Raw genomic sequence first — 16,412 nt, 5'->3', positions numbered from 1 at the left:
GTTATGTAAAGAATATTAAGCTAGAAGCATAACCCCTTGTCCCCTAACCCTAGGATTTTTTACTAAAATGACTGCTATAATCATTTCAGATAAGTCTGATACAATCTATAGCGTTTCTGATTCACAAGAGGTACATTCCCGATCCTGAACAGCTTAATCAGCAAAGGTTTAAGTGTGCCACACAGATGCGAAAACCGCTATAGACCAGTTAAACCCTTATGAACTCTGGCATTGATATTCTCAATCTTAGTTGAAATGACTATAACTGATAACTGATAACTGATAACTGATAACTGATAACTGATAACTGATAACTGATAACTGATTATGTCTCGTCGTCAACTGTTGAGTTTTTTAAGCGTAGTAATTCTGGCATTTTTTGCCATTATTCCCGATGCTAACGCTTTAGGTGGCCCCCAACCCCCTTTAAATCAACCGGCACCCGATTTTACCCTACCGACTAACACGGGAGAAGGGAATATTTCCCTATCGGATTATCGGGGTAAGTGGGTAGTTTTGTATTTTTATCCCAAGGATTTTACCCCCGGCTGTACCCTAGAAGCGCGGCGTTTTCAGCAGGATTTGCCGAAATATATGGCTAAAAATACGCAAGTTTTAGGGGTAAGTGCCGATGATGTCGATTCTCATGCGGAATTTTGCGACTCGGAGGGGTTAAAATTTCCCTTACTGGCAGATACTACCGGAGATGTTAGTAAAGCCTATGGTTCTTGGATGGGTTATGTTTCCCTGCGTCATACCTATCTTATCGATCCGCAAGGGATTTTAAAAGAGATTTATTTAGGGGTAAATCCTGCCATTCACAGTGCCGAAGTTTTAGCACGTTTAGAGGAATTACAGGCGACTTCTTGAGATAATTGGTCTTGAATCTAGAAATTATCTTGATAAAAGCTATCTGCAGCCGATGAGATAAAAAAAATCCCGACCACGATTTTTTCATCGGTGGGGGATATAGACTAACAACCTTAACCGAGATAATCAGGACTAATTGCAATTATCGTCCTTATCACCCTTACAGTCACGGTTTTGTAAAATTAGCGGCGAAGAGGAACGGTCAAAATGGTTATCTTGACTATTAACCGCTAAAGTGTGAGGAAGAAAACCTAACAGCAAGGAGACCACAACAAACAAGGTTAACGAGATTTTCATGGTTTTACTCCCTTAGACACCATCAGGTAATTGACCTATTTTTACCATAGGGCTTTTTCTCTCGGATGTCAGTCCCATTGCCAAGAGGGAAAAAGGGGTTAACATGGAAAAAAAGGGAATATAAGTAGAATAAAGTAGAACGGGATGAAACCACAGGGATGGGACGAGTTTCTCAAACATCTAGCTAGAGAATACGGTGTTCAAGGCAAATTAAAGGAGATTTTTTTAGTTCGTTTTGCCTACGAAAATTGGCGTAAACCCGATGAGGAAATTTGGGAAATGGCTGAGGCTGCCAGCCATGAAACCTATAAAAAACAAATGACCAAAATCTATAGCTATTTCTCGGCAGATAAAGATAATGGCTGTCCCGAACTCGAATTAGGTAGTAAAGGGCCGGGTAAGTTCCAAATCCTCCGAGAATGGTTCAAAGATATCAAATATCCTGAATGGAGAAATCAACCCGTCCCGATACTAGCAGAAAAATCGGTTATAGATAGTTATATTAGCCGCCCTCCCGTCGAAAGCGACTGTTATCAAGAAATTAATCGTCCGGGGTCACTCATTCGCATTAAATCCCCCGAAAAGACCGGTAAAACTTCTCTGCTTAAACATCTGCTCGCTCAGGCAGATAGTTGGGGACATAGCACAGTTTATATTAATTGTCAAGTGGCAGAAAAGGCGATGTTTGCCAGTTTAGACCGATTTTGTCGCTGGTTTTCGGCAAATGTTAGCCGAGAATTGGGTTTAAAGCCGCAATTAGATGAATATTGGGATGAGGAACTATTTGGCAGTTTAATCAGTTGTCAAACCTATTTTCAGTCCTATCTTTTGGAACAGATTAACGGGCCGCTCTTTTTGGCCCTAGATAATTTAGACAGAATTTTCGAGTATCCGGACATCGCTAGGGATTTTCTGCCGCTTTTGCGCTGTTGGCACGAAGAAGCTAATAATTTGGAAATCTGGCAGAATTTGCGGTTAGCGATTGCTAATTCCACGGAAATCTATATTCAATTGGACGCTAATCAATCTCCCTTTAATGTCGGTCGTGCGATTAAATTACCCGGTTTTAGCCTCGAACAACTGGAAAACTTGGCTAGTAGCTACGGATTGCCCAAAAATGACGATAATCAGCGTTTTCTTAGGGATTTAATTGCTCTAGTCGCTGGTCATCCCTATCTTAGCCGTTTGGCCCTGGAAGCGCTGGTGCGCGGGGAAAAAAATATTCTCCCTAATGCTGCTACCCAAGGGGGAATTTATGCGGCACACCTGCGTCATCACTGGGATAATCTGCAAAAACAGCCGGAATTATTGACGGCGATGGGGGAAGTGGTTAATTCTCCCGATAAGGGAGCGCGATTAGAACCGATTACTGCCTATAAACTGGAAAGTATGGGTTTAATTCAGTTAAAAGGCGACCTAGCCCAGCCTAGCTGTCAATTATATCAGCTTTACTTCCGAGAGGAACAGACCGGCAGCAATCTCTAGTGGATAATTAGACACCGATAAGCATCTGGTGCGCTCAAAGATTGTTCAACTTGCTAAAGATTGTAGTTCGGAAGTGGCATAAACTCTAACGATTTTGTCTTGGCAGGCCGTGGCGATATAATTACCGTCGGGACTAAAACAAACCGCATAGATTTTCTGGGGATGGGGAATAGAAATAATTACTCTTCCTGCTGCTTTTAAATCCCATAATTTTAAGCTTTTATCATCACTACCACTGGCTAATAGTTGATTATTAGGACTAACACTAACTGAATTGATATGATCACTATGTTCGCTGAGAGTTTTTACCTCTGTACCTCTTTTAATATCCCAGATTTTAATAGTTTTGTCTTTGCTGCCACTGGCTAAAAATTTGTTATTACTGCCGAAATCTACCGATAAAATACCTCCAAACCAATCGGAATGACCTTTTAAGGTAATACTGCTCTTTTCTCCCAGATTCCAAATAATTACCGTTTTGTCATTTTCGCCGCCACCACTGGCTAAAAGTTGACCATTTTGACTAAATTTAACTGTTAGGACTTTATCGCTATGACCTTGTAATGTGGAAAGAATTTCTCCAGTTTTTACTGACCATATTTTCACCGTTTTATCTTCACTGCCACTAGCAATAATTTCCCTATCGGGATGAACAGCTACTGCTGTAACTTTGTCTTGGTGTCCCGTTAAGGTAGAGATTAGTTCTTTAGTTTCCAGTGACCAAATTCTTACGGTTTGATCATCTCCTCCACTGACCAAAAATCCTTGACAGGGACTAAAAGCAACAGAGTTGATTCTTTTATGTCTATGTCTTGGAAATATATCATCAATCTCCGAAATCTTTACTTGAGGTGGTTTTGAGAATATATCATTAATTTTAGGTATAGCGATTCCACCCTTATTTCCAAATATATTTCCAATCCCCTCCTCTAGATCTCCAAACATTTTATTTATATCATCTTCAAAAACTTGATCAATTTTTTTATTTAAATAAAACTTCTGATTTTTTCTCCATTCCCAGATTAGAATATTACCATCATCTCCAGCACTAGCCAAAAATTTACCATCTTGGGAAAAAGTTAGACATTTAACCTCACCTTCATGGCCTTCTAAAGATTTAAAAGATACTAAGCGATTAAACATAGTGAAAACATTAGTTAGTTAATCAGTATTTTTCAGCATTACCCGATGTTAGTGATTCTGTAGGGGACTAAGCCATCCCTGAGATAACTTTTGAGAAATCTCCGCTCACCACAAGTACGGGGAAGCCATTCTTCCCTAATTATAACTAATTACAGCGTTTCTCGTCAAGGAGATTCAGCTAATCTAAGGATAGGCGATTAAAATAGGTCTTAGCTTATAAGTACCCGTTGACAATCATAGTAATAGGGTAGGTGAAGGGACAATAATCGAAAAAATTGCCCGATAAATTAAGTATTCGCCGTAACCTAGCCCAAAAAGGCTGCTATTTAGGGACGTTATAGGGTAAGATTAACTATTAGGGTGGAGTTTATTGCCGATTTTAATCTTGTCCTAAGCGAGCAAGATTGACAATTGAATGTGTAATGTTAAAAATATCTATCCCGTCAATCTCATCTAACCGCAAATGCTTAAAATTTTAGTTGATGGTACACCAATAAGACAAAATCCTAGCGGAATTGGATTATATGCTTATCACCTGATTGCCGAATTAGCTAAATTACAAAACCAAGAAAACTTTTCCCTGTCCCTCTGTTTTCAACCATCGGTAAAAAACTGGCTGCGGGGTAATCTTTCTATTCCCGAAAAACTGCAATCCTATCCAGAGGTTAAATGTTTACCAATTCCCGTCAGTCTTAGCAATATCTTAACCCGATTTCCTAATCCTCTAATTCCCTATCTAGAAAACTTTCTTGATTCTCCCGATATTCTCCACGGATTGGATCATGTGGTGTATCCTTGTCGTCAGAGTCGTCAAGTTATGACTATTCATGATGTTACTTTTATGAAATATCCTGAGTTTGTCACGGGGATTGTCAAAACCTACACCCAACGCATTAAACAATCTCTACAATGGACAGATTTAGTTATTGCTAACTCCGCAAGTACCAAACGAGATATTATCGAATATTTAGATGTGAACCCAGAGAAAATTTTTGTTACTCCCCTTGCAAGTCGTTATTCTTCCCTCCCCAATTCTCCCTCATCTCTAACTATCACTAAACCCTATTTACTCTTTGTTAGTACCCTAGAACCACGAAAAAATATTATTAATCTTATCGATGCTTTTAACTATCTCAAGGACAGGTATAAATTAGACCATAATCTGATTCTGATTGGCAAAAAAGGATGGAAGTATCAACCAATTTTTGAGAAAATATCTCAGTCTCCCTTTCGAGATAGTATCCAACATCTTGATTATCTTGCCGATGACTTAGTTGCAGATTATTATCAAAAAGCCGATGTTTTTATCTATCCTTCCTTTTATGAAGGTTTTGGATTACCAGTTTTAGAAGCGATGACTTTAGGTTGTCCCGTGGTAACTGCTAATACTGCATCCTTACCCGAAGTCACGGGAGACTCGGCAATATTAATTAATCCGGATAATCCCCTAGAAATTGCTGCGGCAATCTATCAAGTTATTAGTGATACCTCTCTCCGTCAAGAATTAATCACGAAAGGAAAAAAACAAGCGGCAAAATTCTCTTGGCAAAAAACTGCACAAGCTACTATAAAAGCTTATCTTTCTCTTTTATAATAACTAGCAAATATCTATGAATAAAAATTATCAATTATTAATCAATCTCGCTTTTCTAGGTACTAAATATACTGGATTAACTACCTATACTAAAAATCTCATTCCCCAATTAGCCAACTTAAATCCTACCCTAATCACTTCTAATAGTTACCCAGATTTTAACACCTATCCTGTGTCGGCAAACCTCACCCAGGAACAGGGAACTCAAGGCAATATTAGGCGCTTAATTTGGACAGAAACCCAACTCTATCAAACCTATCAACAATTAAAGTCTTCCCTGCTATTTACCCCCATTCCCGAAGCACCTATTTATGGAAATTGCCGCTATATTGTCACAGTCCATGATTTAATTCCCCTGCGATTCCCGAAATTTTCTCCGCTAACTTTTTATAATAAATACTATTTACCCCAAGTCCTGAAAAAAGCCACGCATATTATCGCTGTTTCCCAAGCAACGGCCGCCGATATTAATAAGTTTTTTAACATACCTATTGACAAAATAACCGTGATTCTTTCTGGCTATGATTCTCACAATTTTCGTCCGCTAAATCTGGCGACTCGTCCCTATTTTCTCTATCTTGGTCGTTATGATCCTCATAAAAATCTCGGTCGTTTAATTACTGCTTTTTCCCAAATCGATCCCGAATATCAATTATTAATTGTCGGTCAATTTGACCCCCGTTTTACGCCGGCTCTACAGCAACAGGTAGAAGCATTATCAATCTCTCAAAGAGTGCAATTTTTAAACTATGTTTCCTATGAAAAATTGCCGCAACTTTTAAACCAAGCAACTGCTTTAGTTTATCCCTCCCTTTGGGAAGGTTTCGGATTACCTGTACTAGAAGCGATCGCCTGTGGAACCCCTGTCATTACTTCTAATCTTTCCTCTCTCCCAGAAGTCACAGGAGAGGCGGCAATTTTAATTAATCCCTATAGTATCGATGAGATGAGAGAGGCAATGCAGCAAATCGCTAAAAATAACCAATTGCGTCTTAAATTAAAATCCCTGAGTCGCCAACGCGCCGAGCTTTTTAGTTGGGCAAAAACTGGACAAGAAACCGCCACAATTCTGCAAAGTTTTCTCTAAAAATGGTGACAAAAAAACTTATCAATCATTGCCGGATGGGTTAGACGGCAGTAAGCATTAAAACCCAAGGATATGAGAGCAAAAACCTGTACTCTCCTGGGGAGATTCAGTGTTAATTACTATATATTATTGTGCCATTCTTGGGGAATTTGAGCAACTTTTTCTTGACCAGTAGGCTGATGAATAGGTTTTCCTAAAGGACGAATTTTGAGATTTCCTTGCAAATAAGCGGCGATTCTTTCTTGGGCAATTTTCACATATTCTGCTTCTTTTTCACTCCCCATCACTCGACGATTGTGCATAATACTAGCAATCAGAGAAGTTCCAACCCCAGCAAAAGGATCGAAAACCCAATCCCCCTCATTTGTCAAGGCTAAAACACATCTTTCTACTAATTCGATTGGATATTGACAAGGATGGATAGTTTTCTCTGGATGATTAGATTTAACGTTAGGAATATCCCATAGTAACTCATCCCATTCTTGTGCTAAAAACTCCCAAACATCGCTGGGATTTTTCCCTAAAGGATTACCAGAGGGTTTACCGATATTTTTACCTTTAAAATGGCGCTTACCAGGGTATTTAGCGGGGATTCTCACTGGATCAAGATTAAAAGTATATTTATCGGTTTTTGTCAACCACAAAATAGTTTCATACCTGCCAGAAAATCTTTTAGAGGTATGTAGTCCATGGCCAAAATGCCAGACAATTCTATTTCTTAAAAAGAAGCCCATTTGTTTAAATAGCTGATAATAAAAAATATCTAAAGGATAAACTTCTCCCTCTTGAACGAAATTTCCCACCTGCCAGCAAATACTGCCATTATCTTGCAAGATTCTAGAGAATTCTCGCATAATTTTGGTTTGGGTTTCCAGATAAGTATCCAAAGAGATTTTTTTTTCGTAGTCTTTTCCTAAATTGTAGGGAGGAGAAGTAATAATCAAGCTCACAGAATTATCTGGTATAGTCTTGATAAAATTATTGGTATCTCCTTGATAAAGAATTATTTCGGCATCAGGTTGATAAAAGTCTCGCACTGATTTTGACTGAGAAAATAAGGGCAACTGATTCATAGAAAATTTAGCAGAGAAGAGCCACTTTTAATTAGGGTTTGCTGAAAAAGTTTTTCCTGGGGGCAGGGTGTGGGGTGTGGGGTGTGGGGTTTTACCCATTTTACATCTAATATTCAAGAGAGCCAGTTTTTTCAAACAATTAATGTCATCTGTAGCCAGCAAAGATATAACAAAAATTCTACTTTTTTAGATAAAAATCGGGAAGAAAGTTTTAACTTTTTTCTATTCTTCCCTTAACTCAGATTAGCTCAAACCAGAAACGCACTCGCCTAATTCCACTGTAAAAGGTTGCCAAGGACGAGGATCAATTACCTTTGTCGGCAAGTCATGGGATGTTAATAATTCTTGAAAAGATTCGGGACTACCCTCAGCACTTAACACCGCCATCAATAACCCTTTAAACTCGATATCACCACCAGCAGCCGTAGAAATAATATATTGAGGCTGCAAGCGTTGACAGACTGCTAAGGCGCTTTCTTGTCCTTTGATTACCGGTCCGAGGAAAGGTATTTTTAAGTCAATCAAAGGAGTGATAATAACATCAATTTTACCGAGAGAATCGAGGCTAGGAGAATGATAACCGTGGGGTTCGTAGTAGATACTCTGATTTGTCGCTAATTCCTTGATAACATAACCATTTTCCACCAGAGTCGGCCCGACTGGAGAACCGGGGACGGCAGTAATTTCGATCGCATTGTCAAAGATATAACGAGAGCCGTGGGTTAAAGAAATGCGATGGGTATAATTAAGCGCTCGAACCACTTTTTCGGCATTAGGAGAAGCCACCACGGGAATTTGGCGATCGAGTACCTGTAAAGTAGGAGGATGGGCGTGATCTTCCAAACCTTGGGAGAGAAGAATCAGATCGATATTTTGGGGAATGGCATGATTAGCGGTTTTTTTGCCCTCAAATAGCCAAGTTAAATTACCAAAAGTCAGGGAACCTACCAACCAAGGGTCGAGAAGCAGGCGTTTTCCCCCGATTTCGATTAACCAAGAATTACTATCAAGCCAAGTTAACTGCATATAACAAGAATGAGGATTTTCTTAATTTAATTTAACATTAGCATTAATTTTTTTGAGGAATTATGAATTATGAATTATGAATTATGAATTGGGGAGATGGGGAGCAGGGAGTTGGGAGAATAAAAAAATAATCTCCTATCTCCTGACGACCGGCTACTGACTCCTATCTCCTGCCTCCTGATTAGTCAAGGCTTAAGAAATAGGGAAAGTTTAGCTATCTTAGGGAAAGTAGGCGCTAAAAGGGGAGGAAGAACGCATCAGCCGAGACTGAATTTCTATGACTAAACGTACCTTCGGTGTTATCGGACTAGCTGTCATGGGAGAAAATCTCGCTCTCAATGTGGAGAGTCGGGGTTTTCCCATCGCTGTTTACAATCGCACCGCCAGCAAAACTCAAGAATTTATGGAAACTCGCGCCGTCGGCAAAGATGTCAAGGCGGCCTATAGTTTAGAAGAATTCGTCCAAATTTTAGAGCGTCCCCGCAAAATTCTGGTCATGGTAAAAGCTGGCCCGCCGGTGGATGCCGTGATTGAACAATTAAAACCCCTTCTCGAAGAAGGAGATATGATTATCGATGGCGGTAACTCCCTCTACGAGGACACGGAAAGACGCACCCGCGACCTAGAATCGACCACTAAACTGGGTTTTGTCGGGATGGGGGTCAGTGGTGGCGAAGAAGGCGCTCTGCACGGTCCTTCCCTGATGCCGGGGGGTACAGAGTTCGCCTATCGGGAATTAGAGCCGATTTTAACCAAAATTGCCGCCCAAGTCGATGATGGTCCCTGTGTCACTTACGTTGGCTCCGGGGGGGCAGGCCATTATGTGAAAATGGTTCACAATGGCATCGAGTACGGCGATATGCAGTTAATTGCGGAAGCCTACGATGTGCTGAAAAATGGTCTAGGACTAAGCAATCAGCAGTTACAGGAAACTTTCGCCGAGTGGAACCGCACCGATGAGCTTAATTCTTATTTAATTGAAATTACCGCCGATATCTTTAAGTATGTTGACCCGGAAACTGGTCATCATCTGGTGGATTTAATCCTGGATTCGGCGGGACAAAAGGGAACAGGACGCTGGACTGTGTTAAGTTCCTTAGAGTTGGGGGTGCCAATTCCGACCATTTATGCTGCGGTTAATGCTCGCGTGATGTCCGCTTATAAGGATGAACGGGTGGCAGCCTCAAAAGAGTTACCCGGACCCGGGGAAACCTATCCGGGGGATGCGGCACTATTTGTGGATAAGGTGCGTGATGCTCTTTACTGCTCGAAAATGTGTTCCTATGCCCAGGGTATGGCTTTAATCGCTAAAGCTTCTCAGGAGTTTAACTATAATATCAGTCTGCCGGAATCGGCCCGGATATGGAAGGGCGGCTGTATTATTCGGGCCGGTTTCTTGGATAAAATTCGCAAGGCTTTTGCGGAAAATCCGGGCCTGCCGAATTTGTTGTTAGCACCGGAATTTAAGCAAAGTATCCTCGATCGCCAAGAGGCATGGCGTGAGGTGTTAGTCTTAGCTAATAAGTTGGGAATTCCCGTCCCGGCTTTTAGTTCTTCTTTGGACTATTTTGATAGTTATCGTCGAGCTAATTTACCGCAAAATCTCACCCAAGCACAACGGGATTATTTTGGCGCTCATACCTATGAACGTACCGATAAACCCAGAGGTGAGTTTTTCCATACGGAATGGATGGCCTAAACGGCAAGGGACTTAAGAGCTTTTTCCCTCCTTTTCTTCGTGATCAAAGGGGGGATTTTTTGGCGATATTTTTCTGATTAAGAGTTATACTAAATCCGTTGAGTAACGCACAGAAAACGGGTTTCTCGGAGAAACCCGTTTTCTACTCATGCACTCATGCAAAAAGGGGAATAAATAATCAGTCTTTAATAACCAGATTTAGTCTGATAGCAAATCAGTTTTTAATAGGATAATGGCTTTAAAAGTCAGATAGAGGAATAATTCCACAGGCTTGAATTTTGCTGAAAACGAGGTGAAGTTGCCACAATAACCAATTGCCAACTCTCCAGAAAGCCACGGAGTTTTGATGGTCAGCCACCTCGGCAGATGGATAACAAAGATTTTCCTCAAAAATCAACCAATGAACCGGTAAATGACCGAGGGGAGAATTCGGCTCTAATTGAAAGTTTAGTTGCTCATAATTGAGCCATTGACCTTCCTTCCGCCAACCTAGGCGATCGCCTAGTTTCTTTTGGGTTTCATAATCCACTAAACCACCGAGACTAGAGAAAATAGCCTGCTGAATACTAAACCCAAAATGACCATGACTATAATGAAGCCAAAGTTGATCAATTTTTTTCAGTTCCGAACAAGGTAATTGAGCAATATCTTGAGGATAAACCTCATTCCAGTAGGTCCTACCCAAAATTTTCAATAGTAGTTTAGTCGTTTGGCGATCAGCCGCTTGCCACTGTTGCTTTCTTAGCAAATCTTGTAATTGATTATAATCAAGATCCGCCGATTCTTGAGTTAAGATATTTGGGGAAGTCTGGGGATTTTTGGAACTAGAAGATTTGTCAATATTGTTTTGAGTGAATTGAGAGACAACTATTTCTAGGGGAGTTTTTAGAATAGTGTCTTTTTGACAAACCTCTTGTTCTGCTAAATGATGAGATAATTTATTGATGGTTTTTTCTAGGGAAATAAATTGTGCTGACCATTCACTTTCAGTGAATAAGTAATCATTAAATTGATCAGAAGAAAAAGCATCTTTTAACCTTGCTTCTTTCTCGTAACCAGTCGCCAGAAAATTCAGCAAAAACTCAGAATTTATTGCTGAATCTGACGTTTCTAACAGATCAGGCTGAGGTATAAAAATATTATCTACCAAATACTTAATTTCTCCAACTGTTGCATAAAATTCTTCATCCACCTTAATAACTTCTTCTATTAATAATTGAAAAGGAGCAAAATAGTCCTGTAAGTAGGTTTCAAAATTAATCGCATTTTGGGCAAGCTCAGCAATTTCTTGGCGAACTCGTTGAGATTTGAGTTGATAATGATTTAATTCCTCATAAATTTTGAGTTCTTGAATAATTGCTTGCACAATTTTTTTCTGCTTTTGAGTATCCTCGGCTAATTTCTGAACTCCTTCCCCTAGTAATTTGGTTTTTTTCAACATCAAAAAAGATGTTTTTCCCAGTAGTAAAATTGCCCGAAAATTTTCCTGTTTTTCCAACTTGAGCTGCTCGAGAATGTTTTGATTATTATTATTTTTAATCTCTAACTTTATTCTCTCGTAGTCTAAGATTTTTAATTCTTGATATTTTTGGGAAAATAAATTTTTGAGATTGTCACTGAGTTGGAGTAAAAAACGATAATATCCGTCTTGATAGATTTCTAGTCCATTAATTAATAAGTTATAGTCTTTAATTAATAACTGCGTCTCGATTAAGATTTCCTGTTGAGTAATTTTTTCTTTTCGTTTGATAATCTTACCAAAATAGTAATGGTAGCGAACTCCTTCCTTAATTAATTTCCGACGTTCCTTGATGATTTTCTGAAAATTTTTTAAGTATCTATTTTTAAAAACAGGAAGTTGATAGCTTTGCTCATAAATGGCAATTTTTTTATAGGTCATCAGATGTTGAGAGTTCCTATTTAGCATAGCTATCTTAGACCAAAAAATTTCTCAATACTTATCAACAATTATCCTCTGCTCCCAGCTATGGCAACAGGGAGCAATACCTAATTAAACATTTTCCACTTCAACAACAACCGGTTCATTTTCAACAACCGGTTCATTTTCAACAACCGGTTCATTTTCAACAACCGGTTCATTTTCAACAACTGGTTCATTTTCAACAACAACTGTTTGAGGACTTTCAGGAGTTGGCTCAGTTACCGTTTCTTCCTGTTTTACTGTCTGTTCTTGATGGTCAGTCAAGTATTTTTTAGTTTTTAATTTCAGGTCATCAGTCAGAGGTAAAGCATCAATTTCAGACAAAAGTGTTTCCAGGGATTCTTGTTTACTTCGCTCGGCGTAAAAAGCATTCAGAACCGCTTCAATTCCGTACTGAGCAATTGCATCTCCTAGGACAGTAACCAACCCCATCGCTCCAATACCCAGAAAAACTACAAAGGGTTGTCCGAGGGTCAGAATTAGCACGATGACAGCAATAATAGCCGAAGCTAAATAAGTACCTGCCACTTTTTTGATAATGTTATCGAGTTCCATAAAAATCACCTCAAATTTCTAGCGAAGGATTAGTTTAATTCTAAAGCAAGGTTAATCTGTCTGTTGATCGTCGTCAAGTAAAGCTTGAAGAAAAGGTTCAAGACTTTTGGGACGATAATCGGAAAAAGCCTTTAATCGTTTTACCACACTGTGATGAACAGTGACAACTTTGGCATTGAAATATCGCCATTGCTCACCTCCCAAGGCCGACAATCCTTTAACAGTATTATCGAACTTGATGGTCGGGTCTAGTTTAATTGGGAATTCCTCAAATTCAGAGGTGGTTGAGTCAAACTCTAATCCCAATTTTTTGGCTTGATTAATCATCCATTGTAACGGGTAATCGGAAAGTCCTTGATATTCTTTTTTGCCACCACCTAGACAGGTATGTTCACCCACAAATAAAACTTCTTTGACAACTTGTTCGGGATTTTCTGGATTGGCTTTTATCGGAGTGGAAGGGAAGTTTTTCCGTTTTTCATCAATGGCAACAGCATGAAAAGCATTCTGGATAATCGGACTTAATTTTGTGTTACTAAATTCATATTTTTTATGATAAAACTTAGCCAGGGGAAACCAAGGAGTTAAATCAGGAATACCAAAATTGCCAACTGTATCCCAACAACCTAACATCTTAACTGGAATACGATCTTGAAAATCTTCCTTTTCTGTCTCAATTTTTTTAGCATTAGCGGCACGGAATTGTTGAGCTTTGGCACTATCGGAACTAACGGTGTGGTCTCGATATAGTTGATAAGCTAGGGGAATTTCTTTAATCTTAGAGCGTTTTAGGATTCCACATTTATCGATAAAACTAGCCAAACAACGAACGATATATGCGCCTCGACTAAAACCTAACAAATAAATTTCATCCTCGGTTGTGGGATTGTAGTTAAGGACAAGAAAACGATAGGCATCTTGAATCATTCGATCAAGGCCCCAGCCAAAAGTTTCATTCCCTAAACTTTTAATAAATTCGTTATCTTCGGGGGTGCCAGAACCTGACAAAAAGACGATTTGTGGGGTTTGATCCTCGGCAATATACTTAATAGATTCGGCGAATTTAACCACATTGGTGGGGTAAGCACTGGTAGAGTCTTCCCAAGAACCATCACAGCAAATAATTAACCGTTTTTTCTGGTTTGAATAAGTGAGGATATCCGGTTCAGAAATTGCAGTTTCAGTAATCTCCTCAATTTCATTTTTGGGAAGAGCAGCTTCTTCAGGGATTATAATTGATTCTGGATTCTCTTCCGGGGAAGGTTCTTGATTTTCAGCTTGAACAGCCTGTTCAACCACTTCGGTTTCTTCCAGGGAATTAAAAATTGCGTTGACCATTGTTATCCTTCTGGCATTCTTTCTAGCTTTACTGCTAGTCTGAATTTTTGATTTAGGGATCGAGGTCGGTTTAGAGGGAAGACTATCTAGTTGCCAGGTTGTCCCATAAAGAATACCATGATTGCTATAACTTGTTTGATCCTCGGCACTGCCATTGAGTGATAAATAAGTAACTAAGCCAAGGTCATCAACCCGGGGAGATTGATACATCGCTTTTTGGATTTCTTCTTGGCTACGCGCTTGATTCCAAAGAGAAAGTTCTGCAAGACAACCTTGCCAATAATGGGAGAGATTAACAGAGGCTCCCAAGATGATTTTTTCAACCCCCGTTAAGGCACGGTTATGACCGTTGCCACGATGCCAAATGATACCATTGCGATAGATCAGCATTCGGCCCGTGGTCGCATTTTTGACAAAGGCCCAATGAGTCCAATTATTATAATCTTTAAGCTTGACTTTTTTTTCAATTCGATCAAAACCTTCTTCATTTCCCGCATCCCAAAAAATAGCAGGTTTCACGGGATCGCCCCAGGGCAAGGTAATATGTAGAACGCGGTTATTTTCCTGATTAACAGCTTCTAAAAGAGTGGTTTCTGTAGCTAAATTATTTTCCCCTTTTGCCCAAAATGTAATGGTAATACTCTGATCGATGTCAAGAAATCCGTGGGATAAATCAATATGATCATCAATGCCATTAAATTTTAGTACAGAGCGTTGTTCAGCCATTGGTTTTGTCATCGACTGGGGAAAAAGAGGGAATGCTACCGCCTAGCTTAACACATTTTAGTTATCTAGCGATATATATAAATAAATGTGTAAGTAGATGGGCGTAAAAAACTCTAAGATACCCCCGCCTGTCGGCACTCCCCTTATTAAGGGGGGCAGGGGGGATCGAGTGCAAAACCTATCTTCTATTTAATTGCAAACAGCTACTTAGGAGTCAACGACTAATATTCCAGAGCCGGCACTTGCTGGGGCCAGAAACTCAGAGTAGTTGACCCCAATCCCTATCGCCATCAATAGGCTTTGGTGGGATGCTCATGGCTGATTAACATCCCTCCCGGGGCCTGTTAACAGCAAACCCTAGGTACTTATTGTAACTCTGACCAAATTCCGCGGCATCGCTCTACAATTAGTCCCTGAAAAATTAATTGGGTTGCGGGATGAATCTCTACTTTATACAGAGCAAAAAGACCTGTTGGACTATTTAGATTCAACTCCCTTCGCGTTAGAGATAAAGCTTTTGTTCGGTGTATTTCCACCGCTTTTAGTAAGCCTGGATAACTAATATTACGCAGGGACAATTGACCATTTTTTGTGAGATAAATAGCATCATTCTGCAAGAGATATTCCAAGCTGATCAAACTAGCGTGGACATCCACATCTTTTTCTAAACCCCCTAAACGGTGAGCATCTAAACCAAAGCGAATGCAGAAATTAACAGCGACTAATTTTCCCGCTTCTTCGGCAGGTAAAGCACAATCGGCAAATTCAAAGCCTAAACTATCTGAGCGCCACTCCTCGACTCCGGCATAGGTATAGTTTTGAAACAGTTTATTTTTGAGTTTCAAGTCAAATCCCAACCCACTAGCATGACCCGCTTCATGGAATTGGGTATCGAGATGACGATAGCGTTCACCATTAATTTGATCCTCTAGGGGTCCTAATAGTAAATCGGCCGTTTCTGGCTCAAAAATTTTTCGGATACATTCGTAGCTAGAGCCAGAAAAGCGTCTTTTTTGCTCACTGGCATTATTTAAAGCTGGCCCTTGAACACTATTGGGAAAAGTCCACCTATGGGGAACGATAAAAGCCTCCCCCTTTTCACCTTTAATCGTGCCACAACTGGCAATTTCAGTAAAGGATAAATTTCTGGGAATCGGTTGTCTTAGACTGCCAAATTTTTCACGAGTTAAGCTTTCTAGTTGTTCGATAGAAGGTTGACTATTTTGGTGAATTTTTCCGTAAATCGCACTCAAAGTGAGTTGTCGTTCTCCCTGACGATTGATGCGATAGGGAGCAATCATCAGAAAATAACCATTTTTGCCGATAAAATTCAGATTAATGAAATCTTCTGATAAAATGCTCCAGTCGTTGGTTTCTAAAGCCTCTGCTGTTTTCCACAGCCACTGAGCCGGAATTTCACAGCTATCTGCTTCCTGTTGACGCAGTTTTTTCGCCGCAATCGCAATTTTATTTTGTTCGATATCTTGGACGATTTCTTGGAAGAACTGTTGTTGATTGACCAGAGTTTGATTCATTTTTTTGGTAGCTAAGTTGGTGTAATGGTTTAACGTTGTTTT

The 16,412-nt window shown here is 39.8% G+C and carries 12 protein-coding genes; 5 read left to right on the top strand and 7 right to left on the bottom strand.

The genetic code is table 11. From position 1 onward, the window contains the following. Positions 1–327 precede the first annotated feature (327 nt). Together N0824_RS01545 and N0824_RS01540 are read left to right on the top strand one after the other, a co-directional pair. Complete coding sequence (locus tag N0824_RS01545; protein WP_108935439.1) at positions 328–870, top strand: peroxiredoxin; 543 nt, start codon at positions 328–330, stop codon at positions 868–870. 441 nt (positions 871–1,311) lie between these two features. After that, positions 1,312–2,652 carry an AAA-like domain-containing protein gene (locus tag N0824_RS01540; protein WP_108935438.1) on the top strand — a complete coding sequence of 447 codons (1,341 nt, stop codon included), beginning with the start codon at positions 1,312–1,314 and terminating at the stop codon, positions 2,650–2,652. Between the two features lie 45 nt (positions 2,653–2,697). Here N0824_RS01540 and N0824_RS01535 read toward each other — a convergent pair whose 3' ends face one another. After that, positions 2,698–3,795, bottom strand: a complete 1,098-nt coding sequence (locus N0824_RS01535; RefSeq protein WP_108935437.1) for a WD40 repeat domain-containing protein — start codon at positions 3,793–3,795, stop codon at positions 2,698–2,700. Positions 3,796–4,258: 463 nt separating this feature from the next. Between N0824_RS01535 and N0824_RS01530 the strand changes: the two genes are divergently transcribed. Both N0824_RS01530 and N0824_RS01525 read left to right on the top strand, forming a co-directional pair. Beyond that, complete coding sequence (locus N0824_RS01530) at positions 4,259–5,389, top strand: glycosyltransferase family 1 protein (protein WP_108935436.1); 1,131 nt, start codon at positions 4,259–4,261, stop codon at positions 5,387–5,389. A 16-nt stretch (positions 5,390–5,405) separates the two neighbouring features. After that, positions 5,406–6,476 (top strand): glycosyltransferase family 1 protein, encoded by a 1,071-nt coding sequence (locus tag N0824_RS01525; RefSeq protein ID WP_108935435.1) that lies wholly within the window; start codon positions 5,406–5,408, stop codon positions 6,474–6,476. A gap of 119 nt (positions 6,477–6,595) precedes the next feature. On the opposite strand, the gene N0824_RS01520 is transcribed toward N0824_RS01525, so the two are convergent. Beyond that, positions 6,596–7,549, bottom strand: a complete 954-nt coding sequence (locus N0824_RS01520) for a site-specific DNA-methyltransferase (protein WP_108935434.1) — start codon at positions 7,547–7,549, stop codon at positions 6,596–6,598. Between the two features lie 243 nt (positions 7,550–7,792). Further along, positions 7,793–8,575 (bottom strand): MBL fold metallo-hydrolase, encoded by a 783-nt coding sequence (locus N0824_RS01515; RefSeq protein ID WP_108935433.1) that lies wholly within the window; start codon positions 8,573–8,575, stop codon positions 7,793–7,795. 277 nt (positions 8,576–8,852) lie between these two features. Here N0824_RS01515 and gnd point away from each other — a divergent pair, with 277 nt between their 5' ends. Continuing rightward, on the top strand, positions 8,853–10,274 hold the full coding sequence (gnd, locus tag N0824_RS01510) for a decarboxylating NADP(+)-dependent phosphogluconate dehydrogenase (protein ID WP_108935432.1): 1,422 nt from the start codon (positions 8,853–8,855) through the stop codon (positions 10,272–10,274). A 238-nt stretch (positions 10,275–10,512) separates the two neighbouring features. On the opposite strand, the gene N0824_RS01505 is transcribed toward gnd, so the two are convergent. From N0824_RS01505 to N0824_RS01490, 4 genes are all read right to left on the bottom strand, one after another. Then, complete coding sequence (locus tag N0824_RS01505; protein WP_108935431.1) at positions 10,513–12,174, bottom strand: GUN4 domain-containing protein; 1,662 nt, start codon at positions 12,172–12,174, stop codon at positions 10,513–10,515. Between the two features lie 111 nt (positions 12,175–12,285). Next, positions 12,286–12,771, bottom strand: a complete 486-nt coding sequence (locus tag N0824_RS01500; protein ID WP_108935430.1) for a hypothetical protein — start codon at positions 12,769–12,771, stop codon at positions 12,286–12,288. 51 nt (positions 12,772–12,822) lie between these two features. Then, positions 12,823–14,835, bottom strand: a complete 2,013-nt coding sequence (locus N0824_RS01495) for a phospholipase effector Tle1 domain-containing protein (RefSeq protein WP_108935429.1) — start codon at positions 14,833–14,835, stop codon at positions 12,823–12,825. Positions 14,836–15,200: 365 nt separating this feature from the next. Continuing rightward, positions 15,201–16,370, bottom strand: coding sequence for a DUF6014 family protein (locus tag N0824_RS01490; protein WP_046662632.1), 1,170 nt, complete (start codon positions 16,368–16,370; stop codon positions 15,201–15,203). Positions 16,371–16,412: the final 42 nt, after the last annotated feature.

It is taken from the genome of Microcystis sp. 0824 (assembly GCF_003112475.1).
GTDB classification, from domain to species: domain Bacteria; phylum Cyanobacteriota; class Cyanobacteriia; order Cyanobacteriales; family Microcystaceae; genus Microcystis; species Microcystis aeruginosa_C.
The sequence above is the reverse complement of the archived record's forward strand: the minus strand, read 5'-3'. Positions and strand labels throughout refer to the sequence as shown.